General features: G+C 57.0%; 18 protein-coding genes. 13 read left to right on the top strand and 5 right to left on the bottom strand.

Annotation, left to right across the window (positions count from 1 at the left end):
• The first annotated feature begins 83 nt into the window (after positions 1–83).
• Complete coding sequence (locus tag H7B67_RS02990; RefSeq protein WP_342592544.1) at positions 84–3,170, top strand: ATP-binding protein; 3,087 nt, start codon at positions 84–86, stop codon at positions 3,168–3,170.
• Positions 3,171–3,560: 390 nt separating this feature from the next.
• Here the strand turns inward: H7B67_RS02990 and H7B67_RS02985 are convergent, their stop codons facing one another.
• Positions 3,561–4,244 (bottom strand): hypothetical protein, encoded by a 684-nt coding sequence (locus H7B67_RS02985; RefSeq protein ID WP_185118314.1) that lies wholly within the window; start codon positions 4,242–4,244, stop codon positions 3,561–3,563.
• A gap of 302 nt (positions 4,245–4,546) precedes the next feature.
• Between H7B67_RS02985 and H7B67_RS02980 the strand changes: the two genes are divergently transcribed.
• The 3 genes from H7B67_RS02980 to H7B67_RS02970 are packed head-to-tail and all read left to right on the top strand — an operon-like array spanning position 4,547 to position 5,718.
• On the top strand, positions 4,547–5,038 hold the full coding sequence (locus H7B67_RS02980) for a MarR family winged helix-turn-helix transcriptional regulator (RefSeq protein ID WP_245363704.1): 492 nt from the start codon (positions 4,547–4,549) through the stop codon (positions 5,036–5,038).
• Positions 5,035–5,346 (top strand): luciferase domain-containing protein, encoded by a 312-nt coding sequence (locus H7B67_RS02975; RefSeq protein WP_185118313.1) that lies wholly within the window; start codon positions 5,035–5,037, stop codon positions 5,344–5,346. The genes H7B67_RS02980 and H7B67_RS02975 overlap by 4 nt, the downstream gene beginning before the upstream one ends.
• A 3-nt stretch (positions 5,347–5,349) precedes the next feature.
• A complete protein-coding gene (locus tag H7B67_RS02970) occupies positions 5,350–5,718 on the top strand; it encodes a VOC family protein (protein WP_185118312.1) in 369 nt (122 codons plus the stop codon).
• 9 nt (positions 5,719–5,727) lie between these two features.
• Here H7B67_RS02970 and H7B67_RS02965 read toward each other — a convergent pair whose 3' ends face one another.
• A complete protein-coding gene (locus H7B67_RS02965) occupies positions 5,728–6,738 on the bottom strand; it encodes a zinc-dependent alcohol dehydrogenase family protein (protein ID WP_185118311.1) in 1,011 nt (336 codons plus the stop codon).
• Between the two features lie 114 nt (positions 6,739–6,852).
• On the opposite strand from H7B67_RS02965, the gene H7B67_RS02960 reads away from it, so the two are divergent.
• Entirely contained in the window at positions 6,853–7,230 is a 378-nt protein-coding gene (locus tag H7B67_RS02960; protein WP_185118310.1) for a winged helix-turn-helix transcriptional regulator, read from the top strand.
• Positions 7,231–7,276: 46 nt separating this feature from the next.
• On the opposite strand, the gene H7B67_RS02955 is transcribed toward H7B67_RS02960, so the two are convergent.
• The gene (locus tag H7B67_RS02955; protein ID WP_185118309.1) at positions 7,277–7,924 is read right to left on the bottom strand and encodes a GntR family transcriptional regulator; all 648 of its coding nucleotides are present in this window, start codon (positions 7,922–7,924) and stop codon (positions 7,277–7,279) included.
• 173 nt (positions 7,925–8,097) lie between these two features.
• Between H7B67_RS02955 and H7B67_RS02950 the strand changes: the two genes are divergently transcribed.
• The 8 genes from H7B67_RS02950 (at position 8,098) to H7B67_RS02915 (ending at position 15,584) form a co-directional block, all read left to right on the top strand.
• Complete coding sequence (locus tag H7B67_RS02950; RefSeq protein WP_185118308.1) at positions 8,098–8,991, top strand: phosphate/phosphite/phosphonate ABC transporter substrate-binding protein; 894 nt, start codon at positions 8,098–8,100, stop codon at positions 8,989–8,991.
• 39 nt (positions 8,992–9,030) lie between these two features.
• A complete protein-coding gene (gene phnE / locus H7B67_RS02945; RefSeq protein ID WP_185118307.1) occupies positions 9,031–9,816 on the top strand; it encodes a phosphonate ABC transporter, permease protein PhnE in 786 nt (261 codons plus the stop codon).
• Positions 9,816–10,607, top strand: coding sequence for a PhnE/PtxC family ABC transporter permease (locus H7B67_RS02940; protein WP_185118306.1), 792 nt, complete (start codon positions 9,816–9,818; stop codon positions 10,605–10,607). Before phnE ends, H7B67_RS02940 begins: the two co-directional genes overlap by 1 nt.
• 23 nt (positions 10,608–10,630) lie before the next feature.
• Positions 10,631–11,443 carry a phosphonate ABC transporter ATP-binding protein gene (gene phnC, locus H7B67_RS02935; RefSeq protein ID WP_185118305.1) on the top strand — a complete coding sequence of 271 codons (813 nt, stop codon included), beginning with the start codon at positions 10,631–10,633 and terminating at the stop codon, positions 11,441–11,443.
• Positions 11,444–11,472: 29 nt separating this feature from the next.
• Positions 11,473–12,264, top strand: a complete 792-nt coding sequence (locus tag H7B67_RS02930; RefSeq protein ID WP_185118304.1) for a tyrosine-protein phosphatase — start codon at positions 11,473–11,475, stop codon at positions 12,262–12,264.
• A gap of 211 nt (positions 12,265–12,475) precedes the next feature.
• Entirely contained in the window at positions 12,476–13,462 is a 987-nt protein-coding gene (locus tag H7B67_RS02925; RefSeq protein WP_185118303.1) for an iron-hydroxamate ABC transporter substrate-binding protein, read from the top strand.
• Positions 13,463–13,569: 107 nt separating this feature from the next.
• On the top strand, positions 13,570–14,580 hold the full coding sequence (locus H7B67_RS02920) for a FecCD family ABC transporter permease (protein ID WP_185118302.1): 1,011 nt from the start codon (positions 13,570–13,572) through the stop codon (positions 14,578–14,580).
• Positions 14,577–15,584 (top strand): FecCD family ABC transporter permease, encoded by a 1,008-nt coding sequence (locus H7B67_RS02915; protein ID WP_185118301.1) that lies wholly within the window; start codon positions 14,577–14,579, stop codon positions 15,582–15,584. Before H7B67_RS02920 ends, H7B67_RS02915 begins: the two co-directional genes overlap by 4 nt.
• 37 nt (positions 15,585–15,621) lie before the next feature.
• Here the strand turns inward: H7B67_RS02915 and H7B67_RS02910 are convergent, their stop codons facing one another.
• Both H7B67_RS02910 and H7B67_RS02905 read right to left on the bottom strand, forming a co-directional pair.
• Entirely contained in the window at positions 15,622–16,506 is an 885-nt protein-coding gene (locus H7B67_RS02910; RefSeq protein ID WP_185118300.1) for an alpha/beta fold hydrolase, read from the bottom strand.
• Between the two features lie 74 nt (positions 16,507–16,580).
• Complete coding sequence (locus H7B67_RS02905; RefSeq protein ID WP_185118299.1) at positions 16,581–17,036, bottom strand: MarR family winged helix-turn-helix transcriptional regulator; 456 nt, start codon at positions 17,034–17,036, stop codon at positions 16,581–16,583.
• Positions 17,037–17,192: the final 156 nt, after the last annotated feature.

Raw genomic sequence — 17,192 nt, 5'->3', positions numbered from 1 at the left:
AATAGTGTCTTCTCGACTTGGGCAGGAAGGATTTTCCCGGTTTTTGTCGAACCCGTATTCTTATGATGAAAAGAAGAAAAATCGTGGCCATCGTCGGTCTGGTCCTTCTCGTGCTGACGGGGATTCGCTTGGCCTGGGTCGGCCTGCATACGACTACCGCGAGGGCCGACGCCGAAGCCGGCTTGCTGGATCTGAGCCGTTGGGACCCCTCGGCCAAACCGATCCTCGCTCTCTACGGACAATGGGATTTCTATCCCTCGCAGCTAGCGACGCCCGGTCCGGATGGCTCCTTCCCATTGGCAAACGGCGTTGCCAAGTCGGTGGCGGTTCCCGAAAGCTGGAGAGAGGATCTCTATCCGTCCAAGAAATCGACCATAGGATACGGAACCTATCGACTGCGCGTCCTGCTGCCTTCCGAAGGCTTGCCGGAGCTGACCGTTCGCGTGCCGGGGATCTCCGCTTCTTCGGCCTTGTATATAAACGGAAGCTTGATGGGCAGCTCCGGCCACCCGGCGGAGCGGGCCTCTTCCTATACGGCGAATAACGTGCCTTATTCCGTCTCGTTCGAAGCCGATCGCGGCGTTCTGGACCTCGTTCTGCAAGTGGCCAATTACGACGACCGCGTCATGGGCGGTCTGACGGAGCCCGTCAAGCTTGGGGAGACCGAGGCGATGAGCCGGGCGTATTGGTTATCCATCGGATCGCAGGCGGCGGTTATCCTGCTGGCGTTCATGCATGCCTTGTACGCCTTCGCCCTTTACTTCATCGGTGCCCGGCAGAGGCCGCTTCTGATCTTCTCCTTGTTGGGGGCATGCGGAGCGGTAACCGTTCTTACCAACACGGATCGGCTTCTGACGGTCTGGTTCGGAGTCGGATTCGAGGCCGCCTATAAAGTCTTCTATTTATCCTATCTAGGCGTGGCGGCATTGCTGCTGGTGTACGTAAGAAGCCTGCTGCCCGAATTCCCGATTCTGCGTCATTCCCGCTGGTACTTCGTCGTCTGCGCCCTTTTCGGGTTGTCCGTGCTGGCGCTGCCGGTCAAGTCGTTTACCTACGCGGACGCGTTTCATACGGCACTATTGCTGGTCGGCTTCGGTGCGGCCCCTATCTTCTTCTACCGGGCGGTTCGCAAAGGCGTTCCGGATGCGATCTATCTGCTGTTGGGAACGGTGACCCTTGCATTGAGCTTGGCATGGGGAATCTTCAGTTATTCGAGTTCTTTCGACGTCGGCTATTATCCTTTCGACATGCTTGCCTTCTTTATCTTCCTCGCTCTTTATTGGTTTAAGCGATATTTCCGCAACGCCTCCGAGACCGTCCGGTTGGCGGAGAAGCTTCAAGCGGCGGACAAACGCAAGGACGAATTCCTGGTTCATACCTCGCATGAGCTGAGGAATCCTCTGCACGGCATTTTGAATATGGCCCAAGCCGTGCTCGACAGCGGCGAGCCGATAAACGAGGATGCCAACCGGGAGCGGCTCTCGCTGCTCGTTTCGGTGGGCAAGCGCATGTCCTTCCTGCTGCATGACCTTATCGATCTGGATCGGCTGAGGGAGAATCGCCTGAGGGTGAATCCGGCGCTTCTTCGGCTCCAGGCGGAGGCGGCGGGCGTGCTCGACATCGTCCGGTTCATGACGGACGGCAAGCCGGTTCGGCTCGTTAACCGGGTTCCGGATTCGCTGCCCGCGGTGCTGGCGGACGGGAACCGGCTGGTGCAAATCCTGTTCAACCTGCTGCATAACGCGGTCAAGTTTACGAACGAGGGGCAGATCTCGATCGAAGCGGCGATCGAAGGCGACAAGGTTGTCGTCCGCATTGCGGACACCGGGATCGGGATGGACGAGGAGACGGTCGGCCGGATTTTCCATCCTTATGAACAAGGAGAGGTTCAAGCGGAGACGAACGCAGCGGGATTCGGGCTGGGCCTTGCGGTCAGCAAGCGTCTGGTGGAGCTTCACGGCGGACAATTGACGGTCGACTCGACGCCTGGCGTCGGCTCCGTCTTTCGGTTTACGCTTCCCATGGCGGAGATGGCAGGAACGGATCAGGCGACGGACGAGGTTGCCGCGGGCAGGCTGCTCGAAGTGGATGAAGTACCCTTGGGCGCATATGCGGCAGCCGATCCCGTGCCGGAGGCGCCCGCGTCCGAGAACCGGGCCCGCGTCTTGGCCGTCGACGACGATCCGGTGAATCTGCGCATCCTGAAGCACGTGCTGGCCTCGGATCCATACGAGATCGCGACGGTGACAAGCGGTTCGGAGGCGCTGTCCCTTCTGGGTTCGGGACCTTGGGATCTGCTGGTTGCGGATGTCATGATGCCCGACATGTCCGGTTATGAAGTGGCCCGGACGGTCCGTACCTTCTTCTCGTCCTCGGAACTGCCGATTCTGCTGCTCACGGCCCGCTATCGGGAGGAAGATATCGAAGCGGGCTTTCTAGCGGGGGCCAACGATTACATCGTAAAGCCCGTAGGCGCGCAAGAGTTGAGAATGAGGGTGAAGGCGCTGACCGACGTGGCGCGGGCGGCCCGCGAACAGAAGCGTCTGGAGGCGGCTTGGCTGCAGGCGCAAATTCAGCCTCACTTTCTGTTCAATACGCTCAATTCCATCGCCGCGCTCGCGGATGTCGACACCGCCCGAATGCGCGACCTGCTGATCGCCTTCGGAGATTACCTGAGGGCGAGCTTCGATTCCGCCAACTCGGAGCAGTTGGTTTCGCTGAGGAAGGAGCTGGAGCTGGTCCGGGTTTATCTCTATATCGAGAAGGAACGGTTCGAAGACCGGATCCAAGTCGCGTGGGAGGTCGACGAACTACCGGGTCTGCAGATTCCGCCTTTGTCTATTCAGCCCTTGGTGGAAAACGCCGTTCGTCACGGCGTGCTCAGGCGCTACGCGGGCGGTACTGTCCGGATTCGGATCCAAGACCTAGGGGACGGGGCGGAGATCACGGTCGAAGACGACGGAGTCGGATTGGAGCTAGACAAATTGCCGCAAGCGCCGTTTAGGGGGGAGCCGACCGGCCGACACGCGGGAATCGGACTGGCCAATACCGACCGCCGGCTGAAGCAAATCTACGGAAAAGGACTGCTTATTCGCAGCCGCCCCGGAGAAGGAACGAGCGTGTCCTTCGCCGTTCCTAAGCAGCCGCCTTATGGGACGGCCCGCTCTTGAGCTTGAAGCCCTCGCGCAGCTCCCGGCGCGAGGTGCGACGGCGCGTGCCGTACCGGAGCCCGCTGGCTTGGCGATTGGCGGGTTCCCGATACGGGCGCCAAACCGGTATGGATGCTGATGCCGGCATGGGTGTCGAGTTCGCTGCCATTCCTCGTTCAACACGGCACGCAACGCATATGGACGATTTATCGACTATAATTCAAGCCGAAACCCCAAAATTGGAGTATATGTATGATATTTCATACATAAATTCCGATTTTTTTGAAAGTGGAAGAGATATGTGCGATTTTTCATCCATAACGACGGTTTCTGCCCAAATCGCAAAGAATAAGGTCGAAATTCCATACATAATCCTTCGTGAGACCAAGCCGTCCTGCCCGACATACGATCTCACACCAGGTCCGGGCTCTGCAAGGTTCCTATATACTCATAGGAAGTGACTCGCCCGGATGCTCCTTGAGCCATGGCGCGAAACTTCCCCTTGTCCACCAAGAGGCGGCAGTACTTGATGACCGTCATCTTATGCAACTCCAGCCTTTTCGCCGCTTCGGACGGCCGAAGAACCCTATTGTTGCGAATGGCGGTGCGCATCAATTCCCTTTCGATCTTGGAGTAGCGGTACTCTGCGCTTCCGGAACGCTTAGGCTGCGCCAGTAAATAAGGAGCCAGCGTATTTCGCAAAGTGGCTAGGATAAAATCGGGGTTCTCTTTCAACTCGTCAAGAGAAATATAGAAGACGATACACTCTTGGGATTGCAGATAAAGCCCGCGATTCAGGTCCCTGCGGTACTTGCTTCTGTCGGTGCCGTGCGAGCCGAAATCCATGATCTCGAAGACGATGCGCAAGAAGCCCACGATCCACATAAAATCGACGAAGTAGGATCTTCCCCGCCAATCCTTCACCTCATATTCCGGATGCAACCCGTGGAAGTGTCCGGCTAACGCCCACCAAATTTTCTCCGCGAACAATCGGTTGCCGAACCCGTGACCCCGTCGCAGCGCGTCCAGACGTCCCCCTTTTCTAAGCTTTAAATGCCTCCCGATCCACTGCTCGTGTTCCGCCTCGAAGCTCATTCCTTTCCTCCTTATTTTCCGACGCACAAAAGCCCCGCCTCCATTCCGTTCAGGAAGGAAGCGGGGCATTCTTTGCCGCGCGGCTTGTCGTATAGAATAACTCTAGTTTGCCACACCTCGGTTCAATTGGGCAAGAGCGATTTCGAACACGTCGTTCGTCTGCGGCGAGCTCGTTGTATCACGGCAACCGGTTGGGCGGCGTTTAACGGTATGGATAAAACTTGAAAAAATAGTTGCAATAGCATCCTATTGAGCGTATACTGCAATTAGTTGCAATAGCATCCTATCTGGGGGTGAGACCATTGAGCGAGCAATGGAAACCGAGTTCGAGCCCGAGCTCGAGTTCGAGCGACAAAGGCGCCACGGAGTCGCACGGCCAATACATCTCCGCGATTTACCGCCACATGCAGGTCCTGATCTCGGCCGAGCTGGCTCCGTACCGAATCGGTGCCGGACAGTACATTTTCCTCATGGCGATCTCGTTCCGGCAGCCGGTCACGCAGAAGGCGCTGAGCGAAACGCTGCTGATCGACAAGACGACGACGGCCAAGGCGATCGCCAAGCTGGAAGAGGAGGGGTACGTGCGAAGGGAAGCCGATCCCGCCGATAACCGGTACCAGCTGCTTTACTTGACGGAAGCGGGACGCGAGGTCGTGCCGAAGGTGCAGGAGGCGCTCTGGCGCGTGAAGAGCAAGACCCGCAAGGGCATAAGCGACGAGGAGTATGACTTGCTGTTAGGCCTGCTGCGAATCGTGCTGAGAAATCTGACCGAACGGGAGGAGATGGCGGAATGAGCGGAACCGGGTTAACGGAAGAGCTGCTGACTTGGGACGGAGTGACGACATGTCCCCATCGTTTCGGGGGAGTAGAGTTCCGGTGGAACGGCAAAGAGATCGGACACCTTCACGACGACCGCTTATTCGACATTCTCCTGCCCAAGCCGGAGCGCGATCGCCGAATCGAGGAGGGGAAGGCGAAGCCTCATCATATTTTCCCCGATTCCGGTTGGGTGTCCGTCTATTTGAACGACGAGCAAGATGTCGCGAACGCGATCGAAATCGCCCGTGCCAAGTACGACCAAATGATCCTGAGGGGGATGTAACCCATGATAGCGACTCCTTTTATCACGGTGGAGAACTGCAAGGACGAGATCAAGCACTACCAAAGCGTGTTCGGCGGCGAGATCGAGATTTTGCGCAAGCAAGGAGAAGCGGTGCTGAACGCGGATCTTCACGCGAAGGGCGCAACCTTGAAATTCGCCGATACGCTGGCCGCGAAGCCGGTTCAGAAAGGCGATTATGTACGGGTCTTCCTGAGAATCGAGACGGAGGAGGAGTTCCGGAGGATCTATGGCGAGCTGTCTGTCTCCGGAATCATCAACGCGGAAGCGTACGAAGCCCCGTTTAACGGACTGCTCGCCATCGTGACCGACCGGAACGGCGTATGCTGGGTGCTGTCCCACTATCGAGCTTAATTCGACGGCTTAGAACTGGATGCAGATCTTGCCGAAATACGAGCCCTTCGCCAGATGGGCGAGAGCTTCGACCGCTTGCGAGAAGGGATATACGCTGTCGATGACCGGGCGAAGACGATGGTATTCGATTGCGGCATTCATGTTCTCGAACATTGAGCGGCTGCCTACGTTTATGGCTTGAAGCTTGGCTCGTCTCAGGATGGCGGGGACGATCTCGAGCTCGGCGCTAGCGCCTGACAGAAGGCCTACCATGCTGATTTGGCCGCCTACTTTCAAGGCGGAGACGGAGCGGTTGAGCGTGGCCCCGCCCCCGAGATCGACGATATGATCGGCCCCGGCTCCTTGCGTGAGCTCCAATACGGCCTTGTCCCATTCCGGCGTGTCCTTGTAGTTGATTCCATAATCGGCGCCTAGCGCTTTAGCGCGGTTCAGCTTGCTGTCGCTGCTTGAGGTTACGATCACTCGAGCGCCCTGGAGCTTGGCGAACTGGAGAGCGAACAAGGAGACACCGCCGGTGCCTTGAACGACAACCGTATCTCCGGCTTTCGCCTTGCCTTCCTCAGCGATCGCATGCCAGGCCGTGACCCCGGCGCAAGGAAGAGTCGCGGCTTCGACATCGGTCAAATGCTCGGGCACGCGAACCAATCCTTCCTCCGGCAGCACGACATATTCCGCAAGCAGCCCTTGCAGCGGACTTCCTAACGTGCTTGCCCAGTTCTCTCTCGTAGCTTCGCCCGACTTCCAGCTCTGGGTAAAAATCGCGCTCACTCGTTCTCCGATCCGGAACTTGCCTGCATTTCCCCCCGCGGCGGCGATTACGCCTACCCCATCGGATACCGGAACGAGAGGCCCTTCCAGCACGGGTTTGTAGAACCCGTCTATGACTCCGATATCGCGCGCGTTCAGTGACACGGCCTTCATTCGAATCAGAACTTCTCCTTGGCCCGGAGTCGGCACGGCCCGATCCGCTTCCGAAAGTCGATCGAGCCCGAAGCCGCCTTGAAGAACATAAGCTTTCATTGTGCATCTCTCCTTATCAGGGGTATAGACACACCATAAACCACCCACTAAGATGGAGCTAGACGGCACTTTAAAGTCGGTAACGCACCCGAAGGTGCGTAAGGAGGCAAGCGAATGAAGTCGCGGGACATCTCCTTGGCGGCCTGCAGTTACAGCCATGTGTTGGAGATTATTTCGAATAAATGGACCGCGTTGGTCATCTATTCCTTGGAGAACGGGACCATCCGATATGGGGAGATACAGAGGCGCATTGAAGGCATCTCGCAGAAAATGCTGACGCAAACGTTGAGGCAGCTGGAGAGGGACGGCCTGGTGAGCCGGAAAGTCACACCGTCGGTTCCTCCGATCGTGGAGTACGCGTTGACCCCTCTCGGAGACTCCTTGATTCCGTGCATGAAGATGCTCAAAGACTGGGCGGCCGACCATTACTCCGAAGTCGGGAAGGCCAGAGAAGCGTATGACACAAGCGGGGCGGAGCCCGTCGTTCGATAATAGGCAAACGGAGCCGGGCGATAGCATCGCCCGGCTCCGTTTATTTTCAAACTTTGGCAATCCTCATCATCCGTTGCTGATTCCGATTGTAAGCATCGGTAAGAACCTTGCGAATGCCTTCGTAATCTTCCGCCACCAGGAGCTCGTAGATCTCGCGATTCTGCCGGTTGGCGGAGTAATGCGGCTCGTGAGGCGTTCTTAGATAGTTGATGGTGCCGTAGAGAACGAGCTTCTCGACGCTGGTTTCCACGATACGGGAGATGGCCGTATTGTTCAGAACCGCCACGTAGCAGCCGATAAATTCGAAGGCGTTCTCGAGATAACGACCGTACTCGTTCTGCCGTTCCGCCTCGAACTGCCGGTCGAGGAGCTCCTGAAGCTTCTTGAGATCGGGCTTCTCCCCGCTCTCCATCATCTGTTCGGTGGCCTGCTTCTGGAAAATGTACAGCAGCTCTACCGTATCCATGGCATCCTTGAGCGATACTTCCTTGACCAGAACGCCCCGATTCTTCAGCGTGGAGAGAAGGCCCTCCGTCTCAAGCCGCGAGATGGCCGCGCGAATCGGCGTGCGGCTCATGTTCAGTTGCTCCGCAAGCTCGTTCTCGGACAGAAGCGTTCCGGGCATGAGCTCGCCTGCGAGAATTCGATTGCGAATATGCGAGTAAGCGGATTCGATCAGTGCAGAGCTAGCCATATCGTTTAAGATTCCTCTCTCTTGACTTACCTGTATCTTATGACACGGGAGAGAGAGTTCGCAACATTTGAGTTATTTACATATATTTTACGTTTCATTAATTCCTCGCGAATAGTGTTCAATTAGAATTCAAGTTGTACACAAGTTGTATAATTATCGAGGGGGAACCATTCTTGAAAAAGTCTCTACTGCTCATCTTATCCGCTTTTCTGCTGATCGCCATCCTGGCAGGCTGCAGCTCGAACAACGGCGGCAAGCTGGATAAATTCACCGTCGTTTATCTGCCGCAGGAATCCGACGAGCAAGCCCAAGAGTTGAACAAGGACTTCGAAGACAAGCTGTCCGAGAAGCTGGGAGTTCCCGTCGAGTCCATCAAAGCGAACAGCTACAACGCCGCGATCGAAGCGATGAAGAACGGCAAGGCCGATTATGCGATGTTCGGACCCTTCTCTTATATCGTAGCCGTAGATCGCGCGAAGGTAGAACCGGTCGCCGAGATTACGATTCCGTCCATGGCGAACGGCCCGGCTTCCGTCATCTTCGTTCCGAAGGATTCGCCGATCCAGACCGTCGCCGACCTGAAGGGCAAGACGTTCGGCTTCGTCGATCCGGTCTCCACGACCGGCCACCTGCTTCCTAAATACACGATCGTCAACGAACTCGGCATCTCCGTCGATGAATTGGACTCCTTCTTCAAGGACGTACAATTCGCCGGCGGCCATGACAAGGCGATTATCGGCGCCGCTCGCGGCCAATACGACGCCGCCGCTTCTTCCCCGATGGTCATCAACATGATGGAAGAGAAAGGCGTTATCGAGAAGGGCTCCCTTCGCGTCATCGCCGAATCCGAATCCCTTCCGGGTACGGCCATCGGCATCCGCGGCGACCTTCCGGACGACGTGAAGACGAAGGTCAAGGAATTCCTGCTTAGCTACGACAACGCGGAATACTTCTCCATGCTCGGCATGACGGGCGCCAAGTTCGTGGAAGCGAACGACAGCAACTACGACCATCTTCGCCAGATCGCGAAGGACCTGAAGCTCAGCTCCGACGAATTGCTGCAATAACCGAGCTCCCCACGAATCCAACGAAGAGGAGAACCCCTCATGAATCGCGCTGAAATGCTGGCGCGGCAAAGGAAGGCGAAGCGGCTTCTGTCGCTTCTCCTCTTTGTTGCCGCAACCCTGTTCTCGGTATGGTTTATCGAATTCGACATCATGGAATTCCTAAGCGGGATTCCGCTGTTCCTGAACTTCCTGTTCGTCGACTTCATGCCGCCTAATCTCGACGATTTATCGAAATATCTACAGCCCGTTCTCGACACCTTGGCTTTCGGAGTCGTGGCTACGGTCCTCTCCTCCGTCATCGCCCTGATTATCGCGTTCTTGATGGCTCACAACACGTCGCCTCATCCGGTCGTCCGCGTCGTGCTGCGCAGCATCATTTCGTTTATCCGCAACGTGCCCTTTCTCGTATGGGCCGCCATTCTGGTCGTCTTGTTCGGAGTCGGAACGATGCCGGGCATCTTCGCGCTAATTCTTCTCGGCATCGGCTTCCTCTCCCGCTTATATGCCGAATCGATCGAAGAGATCGACAAGCATGCGGTGGAGGCCGTCGAAGCGACCGGTGCCACTTACCTGCAGAAACTGAGGCAGGCGATCATTCCGCAATTCATGCCCGGCTACATCTCTTGGACGCTGTTCATGTTCGAAATCACCATTCGCGCCTCCGCCATCCTTGGAATCGTCGGAGCGGGAGGGATCGGTTCCCAAATCAAGCTGACGATGGACCTGTTCCAATACAGCAGCACGGCTACCGTCGTTGTGATCATGATTATTATGATCCTGGTCGTCGAATATGTGACCCAGCGCATAAGGGAGCGTCTACTCTAATGAAAATACCGATTTCACATAAAGCGACGAAACGAAATCAACGTCTGTTTTTCCTCGTCATGATCGTGTTGTTCGTCCCTTGCTTGTTCTATCTCAATCTTAGCGCGACGCAGTTCGCGGAAGGGATCGCCCGAATTCCCGATATCGCGAAGCAATTCCTGCAAATCTCGTTGGACGATCTGCCGAAGCTGCTGACCGAGCTGCTGACCTCCGTCATCATCGCTTTCCTAAGCGTCGTCATCAGCGTGATCGTGGCGCTCCTGCTGTCCTTCGTCATCGCCGACACGACGGCGCCGAATCGCCATGTCGCCAAAGTGCTGCGAGTCATCGTGGTCGTCATCCGCACCATTCCGACGACGATCTGGGTGCTGCTCGCGGTGGCCAGCATGGGCTTCGGCTCCATGGCGGGCGTTCTCGGGCTGCTTTTTCCCACGACCTCCTTCCTCATTAAGTCGTTCACGGCGCAGATCGACGAGGCGGGCAAAGATTCGGTCGAAGCGATCCGGGCCCTCGGGGGAACCTGGTGGCACGTGGTGTGCAACGGCGCGATTCCGACGCTGTATACGACTTTCCTGGCGCTCATCGCCTTTAATTTCGAGATGACGGTCGCGGAGACGGTCATCCTCGGGATGGTCGGAGCCGGAGGGATCGGCGTTCTGCTGCAGGAGTACATCAGCTACTACGAGTTCGCACCGCTGCTCATGGGGATTCTCGTCGTCTTCATCACGTTGTTCCTGCTTGAAATGATGACCAATCAAATTCGCAAACGGCTCAATAGTCAGGCTCGCTGATCGCGGGCAAGGGAGGGAAAGCCATGACAATCCTACTGGAGATCAAAGGCTTAACGAAGAAGTACAACGCCGGAACGGTCGCCTTGGACGGCATCGACCTGCAGGTCAAGTCCAAGGAGTTCATCGCGGTCATCGGGCCGAGCGGCGCCGGCAAATCCACGCTGCTCCGATGCATCAATCGCCTGGTCGAGCCGACCTCGGGAAGCATCGATTTCCTTGGGCAGCGCGTCGAGAAAGCGAATTCCAGAGATTTGCGCCACGTTCGCTCGCAGATCGGGATGATTTTCCAGCATTACAATCTCGTGAGCCGGCTGAGCGTGCTTGAGAACGTTCTGCATGGACGGTTGGGCTATATGAGCTCCATCGCCGGCGTCTTCAATCGCTACAGCGAAGAGGACAAGAAGAAGGCGATTGCCTTGCTGCATAAGGTCGGGTTGGAAAACGAGGTCTACAAGCGAGCGGACGAACTGTCCGGGGGACAGAAGCAGCGCGTCGGCGTCTGCCGGGCTCTCGCCCAGCAGCCGCAGCTGATCCTGGCGGACGAACCGATCGCTTCGCTCGACCCGAAGTCCTCCGCGGTCGTCATGGATGCTATACATCGCAATTGCACCGAGCAAGGCATCGCCTGTCTGGTCAATCTCCACCAGGTCGAGGTCGCCAAGCAATACGCGAGCCGGATCATCGGCATCAAGAACGGCAAGATGGTGTTCGACGGGCCGCCGGAGGCGCTGACCGACTACCACGCGGCGCTTATCTATGAAGGTAAAGAAAGCCAGATGTATCAGCAGCAGGTTGCGGAAGAGCAGCCGAACCCGACCGGGCGCAAGTACGCCTAAACCAACTTACCGAGAGAGAGGAATTTTTTATGTACGCAAACACTGCTTTTCCTGATTTGGCCGATCGCGTTCTGCCATTCGAAGGGGTCCTGAACTTCCGCGACATGGGCGGGTATGCCACGGAGGACGGCCGCCGCGTCAAATACGGCATCCTGTTCCGCGCCGCCGAGCTGACGGGAATGACCGAGAAGGACAAGGAGCTGTTCCGTTCGCTCGGCGTCAAGACGATATTCGATTATCGCGGCGCTCAAGAGGCGTCGGCCAAGCCGGATCCGGTCTTCGAAGGCGTGACGAACATTCACCTTCCGGCCATTGCCCAAGAGGTACCCGCCGACGTGCGAGAGATGATCAAGCTCCATATGAAGGAAATGGCTAACGGAAGTTTCCTCGATACGATGTACCTGGATATGGCCTTCGGCAACCCGTCCTTCAAGAGGCTGATGGAGGCGGTCACGGACGCGGACGGCCTCGGGCTTCTTCACCACTGCGCCGGGGGAAGAGACCGCACGGGCGTCGGTTCGGCCTTCATCCTGCTCGCGCTCGGCGTTCCGAGGGAGACGATTATCGAAGACTATCTGATCTCCAACCGCACGCTGGCTCCGATGAACGAGAGCATGAAGGAGCAGCTGGCCGCCCATCTTCCGGCCGAGCAAGTGGAACAATTCGTTGCCGGGCTCGAGCTGCGCCGCGAGACGATGCTGGCCGTCTTCTCCGCCATCGACGAGCGCTACGGAAGCGTGGAAGCGTTCCTCGAGCAGGAGTTCGGCCTCGACGCGGAGAAGCGCAAGCAGTTCCGGGATCGGTGCCTGGAAGCGGTTTAAGGCTTCGCGGTGAGAAAATAGGGCATAAGGGACCTCCTTTATGCCCTATTTCCATTGAAACGAAATTCCCCTCAAACGAGTCGCCTGCTTAGCAAGAAAGAATTGCTGTCGGGACGGCTCCTTTGCGTTGACAACCCAAAGGAATGGCAGTATATTAATTTACGTGTGCAATTGATAATCAATATCAATTAAATAATAAAGGGGTCTCGAAATGAGCAAAAAATGGCTTCTTCCAATCTTTCTCGTGTTAACCGTCATCTTGGTTAGCGCTTGCGGCAACAACTCCAATAACAACAACGGCGCAGCGTCTCCAAGCGCGAGCTCCGGTTCCAGCCCGAGCGCAAGCGCGAGCGAACCGGCGGCCTCCCCGTCCGAGTCCGACGCGGCTTCCGGCACGATTACCTATCAATCCGAGACCGGCCCTGTCGAAGTTCCGGCGAATCCGCAGCGCATCGTCGCTCTGGGATACGCGCCGAACGTCATCTCGATGGGAGGCACGCTTGTCGGCGTCGACGAGTGGACGAACATGAGCCCTCACTTCACCGAGAAGCTTAAGGGAGTGGAAGTCGTCTCCGAGGACAACCTCGAGAAGATCATCGAACTGGATCCGGATCTGATCATCGTCGATGCCAGCAGCAAGAGCATCGATAAGCTGAAGGAGATCGCTCCTACCGTTGCCTTCACGTGGGGCAAACTCGACTACCTGCAGCAGCAAATCGAGATCGGCAAGATGCTGAACAAGGAAGCGGAAGCGCAAGCTTGGGCGGACGACTTCACGAAGCGCGCCAAGGAGATTGGCGATCAGATCAAGGCGAAGATCGGCGAGAGCGCGACGGTATCGGTATTCGAGACCGATTCCAAGAACTTCTACGTGTTCGGCGACGCATGGGCCCGCGGAACGGAAATCCTGTATCAAGCCATGGGATTGAACATGCCGGAGAAGGTCAAGGCGGATGCGCTGGGAGCAGGCTACTACACGCTGTCCCCTGAAGTCCTCAGCGATTATGCCGGCGATTATATCGTCCTCAGCAGAAGCGCCTCGGGAGACAACTCCTTCATGGAGACGGACACGTGGAAGAAGATCCCTGCCGTGGCGAACGGACATCTTATCGAGATCGACACGGAAGCTTCCACGTACAGCGATCCGACGACGCTCGAATACTTGCTGAACATCTTCAAGGATGCCTTCCTGAAATAAGCGTTCGCTTTATAACGGGCTGGTGAAGAAGGCCGAGATGCCTCTGCAATAGGAGGCTGCCTCGGTCTTCTTCTCGCCCTTTATGACCTTGGAGGAGGAATAGCAACATGAGTGGCAGTCGGAAGCCCAAGTCTTTTGCCCTTAAAGCCGTACTTAGCGTCGCGGCTCTTGCGGTCGTGTTTTTGCTCGCCATGCTGCTCGGCGCGAAGGATGTATCCATGCGAGAGCTATGGCTTGTCCTATTTAACCAAGGCGGGGACAACGATAAAGTAGCGATGCTGCGGGAGATCCGCTATCCGCGGGAAGTCGCCGCCGTGCTCGTCGGAGCCGCGCTGGCGGTGGCCGGAGCGATCATGCAGGGGCTGACGCGCAACCCGCTCGCGGATCCCGGGCTTCTCGGACTGTCCGCCGGCGCGAACGCTTCGCTTGCCGTGGTCGTCGCCATGATCCCTTCGTTGAATTACTCCGGAATCATGTTGGTCTGCTTCGTCGGGGCGGCGCTTGGCATGCTGCTTGTGATCGGGATTGGCACGATTAAGAAGGGGGGCATGTCTCCTTTCCGGATCGTGCTTGCCGGATCGGCCATATCGGCCTTTCTGTACGCCGTCGCGGACGGCATCGGTCTCCTGTTCAAGACGTCCAAGGACGTCACGATGTGGACGTCGGGAGGACTTATCGGCACGAATTGGGAACAAGTTCAATCGATCTGCCCCGTTATCGCTGCGGCTCTTCTTGTAGCCGTCGCCTTCTCCAAGCCGCTGACGATATTAAGCTTGAACGAAGAAGCCGCCGTCGGGTTGGGGCTTCGAACGGCCTACGTGAAAGCTTTCCTCTATATCGTCATTATTTTGCTGGCCGGAGCCTCCGTCGCGCTCGTCGGCAATATGGCGTTCGTCGGCCTGATGATTCCCCATATGGTCAGGGCGATGTTCGGAACCGATTATCGGGCGGTCCTTCCGATGTCGGCGATCTGGGGAGCGGCGTTCATGCTGATGGCGGACACGCTCGGCCGTACGATTTTTGCTCCGTACGAGACGCCGGTCGTCGCCATCATCGCGGTGCTCGGGCTTCCGTTCTTCTTGTTCGTCGTTCGTAAAGGGGTGAAGTCGCTGTCATGATCCGGACTGCCAAGCTTCAGAAGCAAGCCGTCGTTATCCTAAGCCTGCTGCTGCTCATCGCGGCGACGATCATCGTCGGGGCTAGCCTGGGTTCCGGGGCGCTTCCGTTCGATCGGTTTTTTGCGACGCTGTTCGGGCATGGGACCGCCAAGGAGCATCTCGTGCTGTTCTCCTTCCGGCTGCCGCGAATCGTCGTTACGCTGCTGGCCGGCATGGCTCTCGCTCTATCCGGCGCCATTCTGCAAGGCGTAACGCGAAACGACTTGGCCGATCCCGGCGTCATCGGCATTAATGCGGGAGCCGGCGTGGCGATCGCAACGTTCTATCTTTTTCTCCCTGTCGATCCGAGTTCGTTCGCTTATGTGCTCCCGCTTGTCGCCTTCTTGGGAGCGCTGGCTACGGCCGCCATCATTTACTTGTTCTCTTATTCCAAGCAGACGGGATTGCAACCGGTCAAGCTCGTTCTCGTCGGTATCGGTTTCGCGCTGGCCTTAAACGGCTTAATGGTCGTCCTGATCTCTTCCACCGATCCTCGCAAGGTCGATTTTATCGCAAAATGGCTGGCTGGAAACATCTGGGGGGCGGATTGGCCGTTCGTGTTGGCTCTCCTGCCTTGGCTGGTCGTTCTGCTGCCGTACACGCTCTATAAGTCGAATACGCTTAATCTGCTTGCGATGGATGAAGGGATAGCCGTCGGAACTGGCGTCTCCGTCAACCGGGAGCGGCTGCTTCTGCTCGGGACGGCCGTCGCCCTGGCCTCGTCGGCGGTAGCCGTTACGGGCGGCATCGCGTTCGTCGGCCTGATGGCTCCGCATATCGCCAAGGCCATCGTCGGCCGCCGCCATCAGATCTATGTTCCGGTCGCCGTCCTCATGGGCGGATGGCTGCTCTTGTTCGCCGACACCGTCGGGCGGCATCTCGTCGAGCCGGCCGGCATCCCGGCGGGCATCATGGTCGCCCTGATCGGCGGGCCGTACTTCTTGTATCTTCTTCTGAGGAAATAGATTGATCGGCGCGTATCTCTTATAGATGCGCGCCTTTCTATTGAACGCGCTCCCTAATCGCGCTCAGAATATCTCTCCAAATCACCTCGTCGTCGGTAAGAAAATGCCCGGCCCCAGCAACATAGCGAGCTTTGCAGTCGGCTAGGCTCGGCGCCAGCTTACGGATCTCGCTCGCCGGAGCCATCGTGTCGATCTCGCCGTGCCAAATGTCGATCGGACCCTTCATGTCGCTCCATTGGAATCCCCACGGTTTAGCGATCAGAGCCGGTTCGTTCGCGCATTCGTCCACGGAGGAGCGCATGGCCTCGCCGAGGTGCAGTATAAAGCTCTCCAACTGCTCATCCGTTCTAAGAAACCTTCGATCCCACTCGTTCATCCGCTTCCCTTCCGCAAGCAAGCTTCTCTTGAACGCTTCCGGCCGTTTAGAAATCAACTTTTTCTGCGCCCGATAATTGGCTTTCAGCACTCCCGGCCACTTCCGGCTTAGGAAGAACGCGATCCGGTTCCCGCGCGACATCGACTTCGGCGGCTTGCCATCCGCAAAAGGCGCGATGCTGGACACCAAGGCGGCGGAATGAAGCCGTTCCGGGATCCGGTAAGCGCAAGCGGCCGCATAAGCTCCTCCGCCGGATACGCCGATGACCGAGAACTTCTTCAGTCCCAATAGATCCGCGGCTTCCCGCACATCGTCCGTCCAATCCAGAAGGGTGCGGCCCGGCTTTGGGTCCGAGAGACCGAACCCGGGGCGATCCAAGCTGATCAGCCGAATGCCCAGGGAGATACAGGCGGGATCGTCGTCCAGGAACAGCAGTCTTGAGCCGGGAGTTCCATGGAAAAACAGCACGGGAACGCCCGAACGGTCGCCGTATTCCGCATAACCGAGTTTTCTGCCATCCTTAAGGTTGAGAACGAGACTATCCATGCGAATTCACGCTCCATATTTTAGTTTTATTAAAAATTAAGTTAACTTAACTATTGAGCGGGAAGAAGGAGGGACTAGTCCGTCTTCCGGGTCTCCGACGCGATCGCATACAGCTTCTCGTTCAACTCCAGCAGCTTACGAAGGTCGGGCAAGGGCATCTTGGCATAATACTTCTCGACCAGGGACAGCTGCAACTCATCGAGCAAAGTCATGTACTGCCGTCCTTTCTCGCCAAGCCCTACGATGATCTCCCGCCGATTGTTCGGATTGATCTCGCGCGTCACGTAATCCTGCTTCTCCAGCTTGGAAACCAGTTGGCTTGCCGCGCTTGGAGTGATGGAGAAGTAGGCCGCGATCTCGTTGACGGTTCGACTTCCCGTGCGAATGAGCTCCAGCAGGATTTTCTGTTTCGTGGATAGTTCCGTATGCTCGCCTTCCAGAATTCGTTTGATGTCCTCTAGGAAGAGAACGCTGAGCTCGTTGGAGATATCGATGATTCTCATGCAGATGGCTGCGGTTTGTTGGTCCATGGAGGAAATCACCTCTTCGATATCTAAATTATAAACTGGCTTAATAGTTAAGTAAACTTAAATAATTCAAAGTAGATATCCTGGAAAATGGAAAAATCATTTCCGATCCCGCGTGAACTTTTCCGACCCTTCGAGCGTCCTATGACCGGTTGCGAA

The organism is Cohnella thailandensis, assembly GCF_014212135.1.
Lineage (GTDB): Bacteria > Bacillota > Bacilli > Paenibacillales > Paenibacillaceae > Cohnella > Cohnella thailandensis.
Note: the sequence above shows the minus strand (reverse complement) of the source record. Positions and strands in the feature narration are given on the sequence as shown.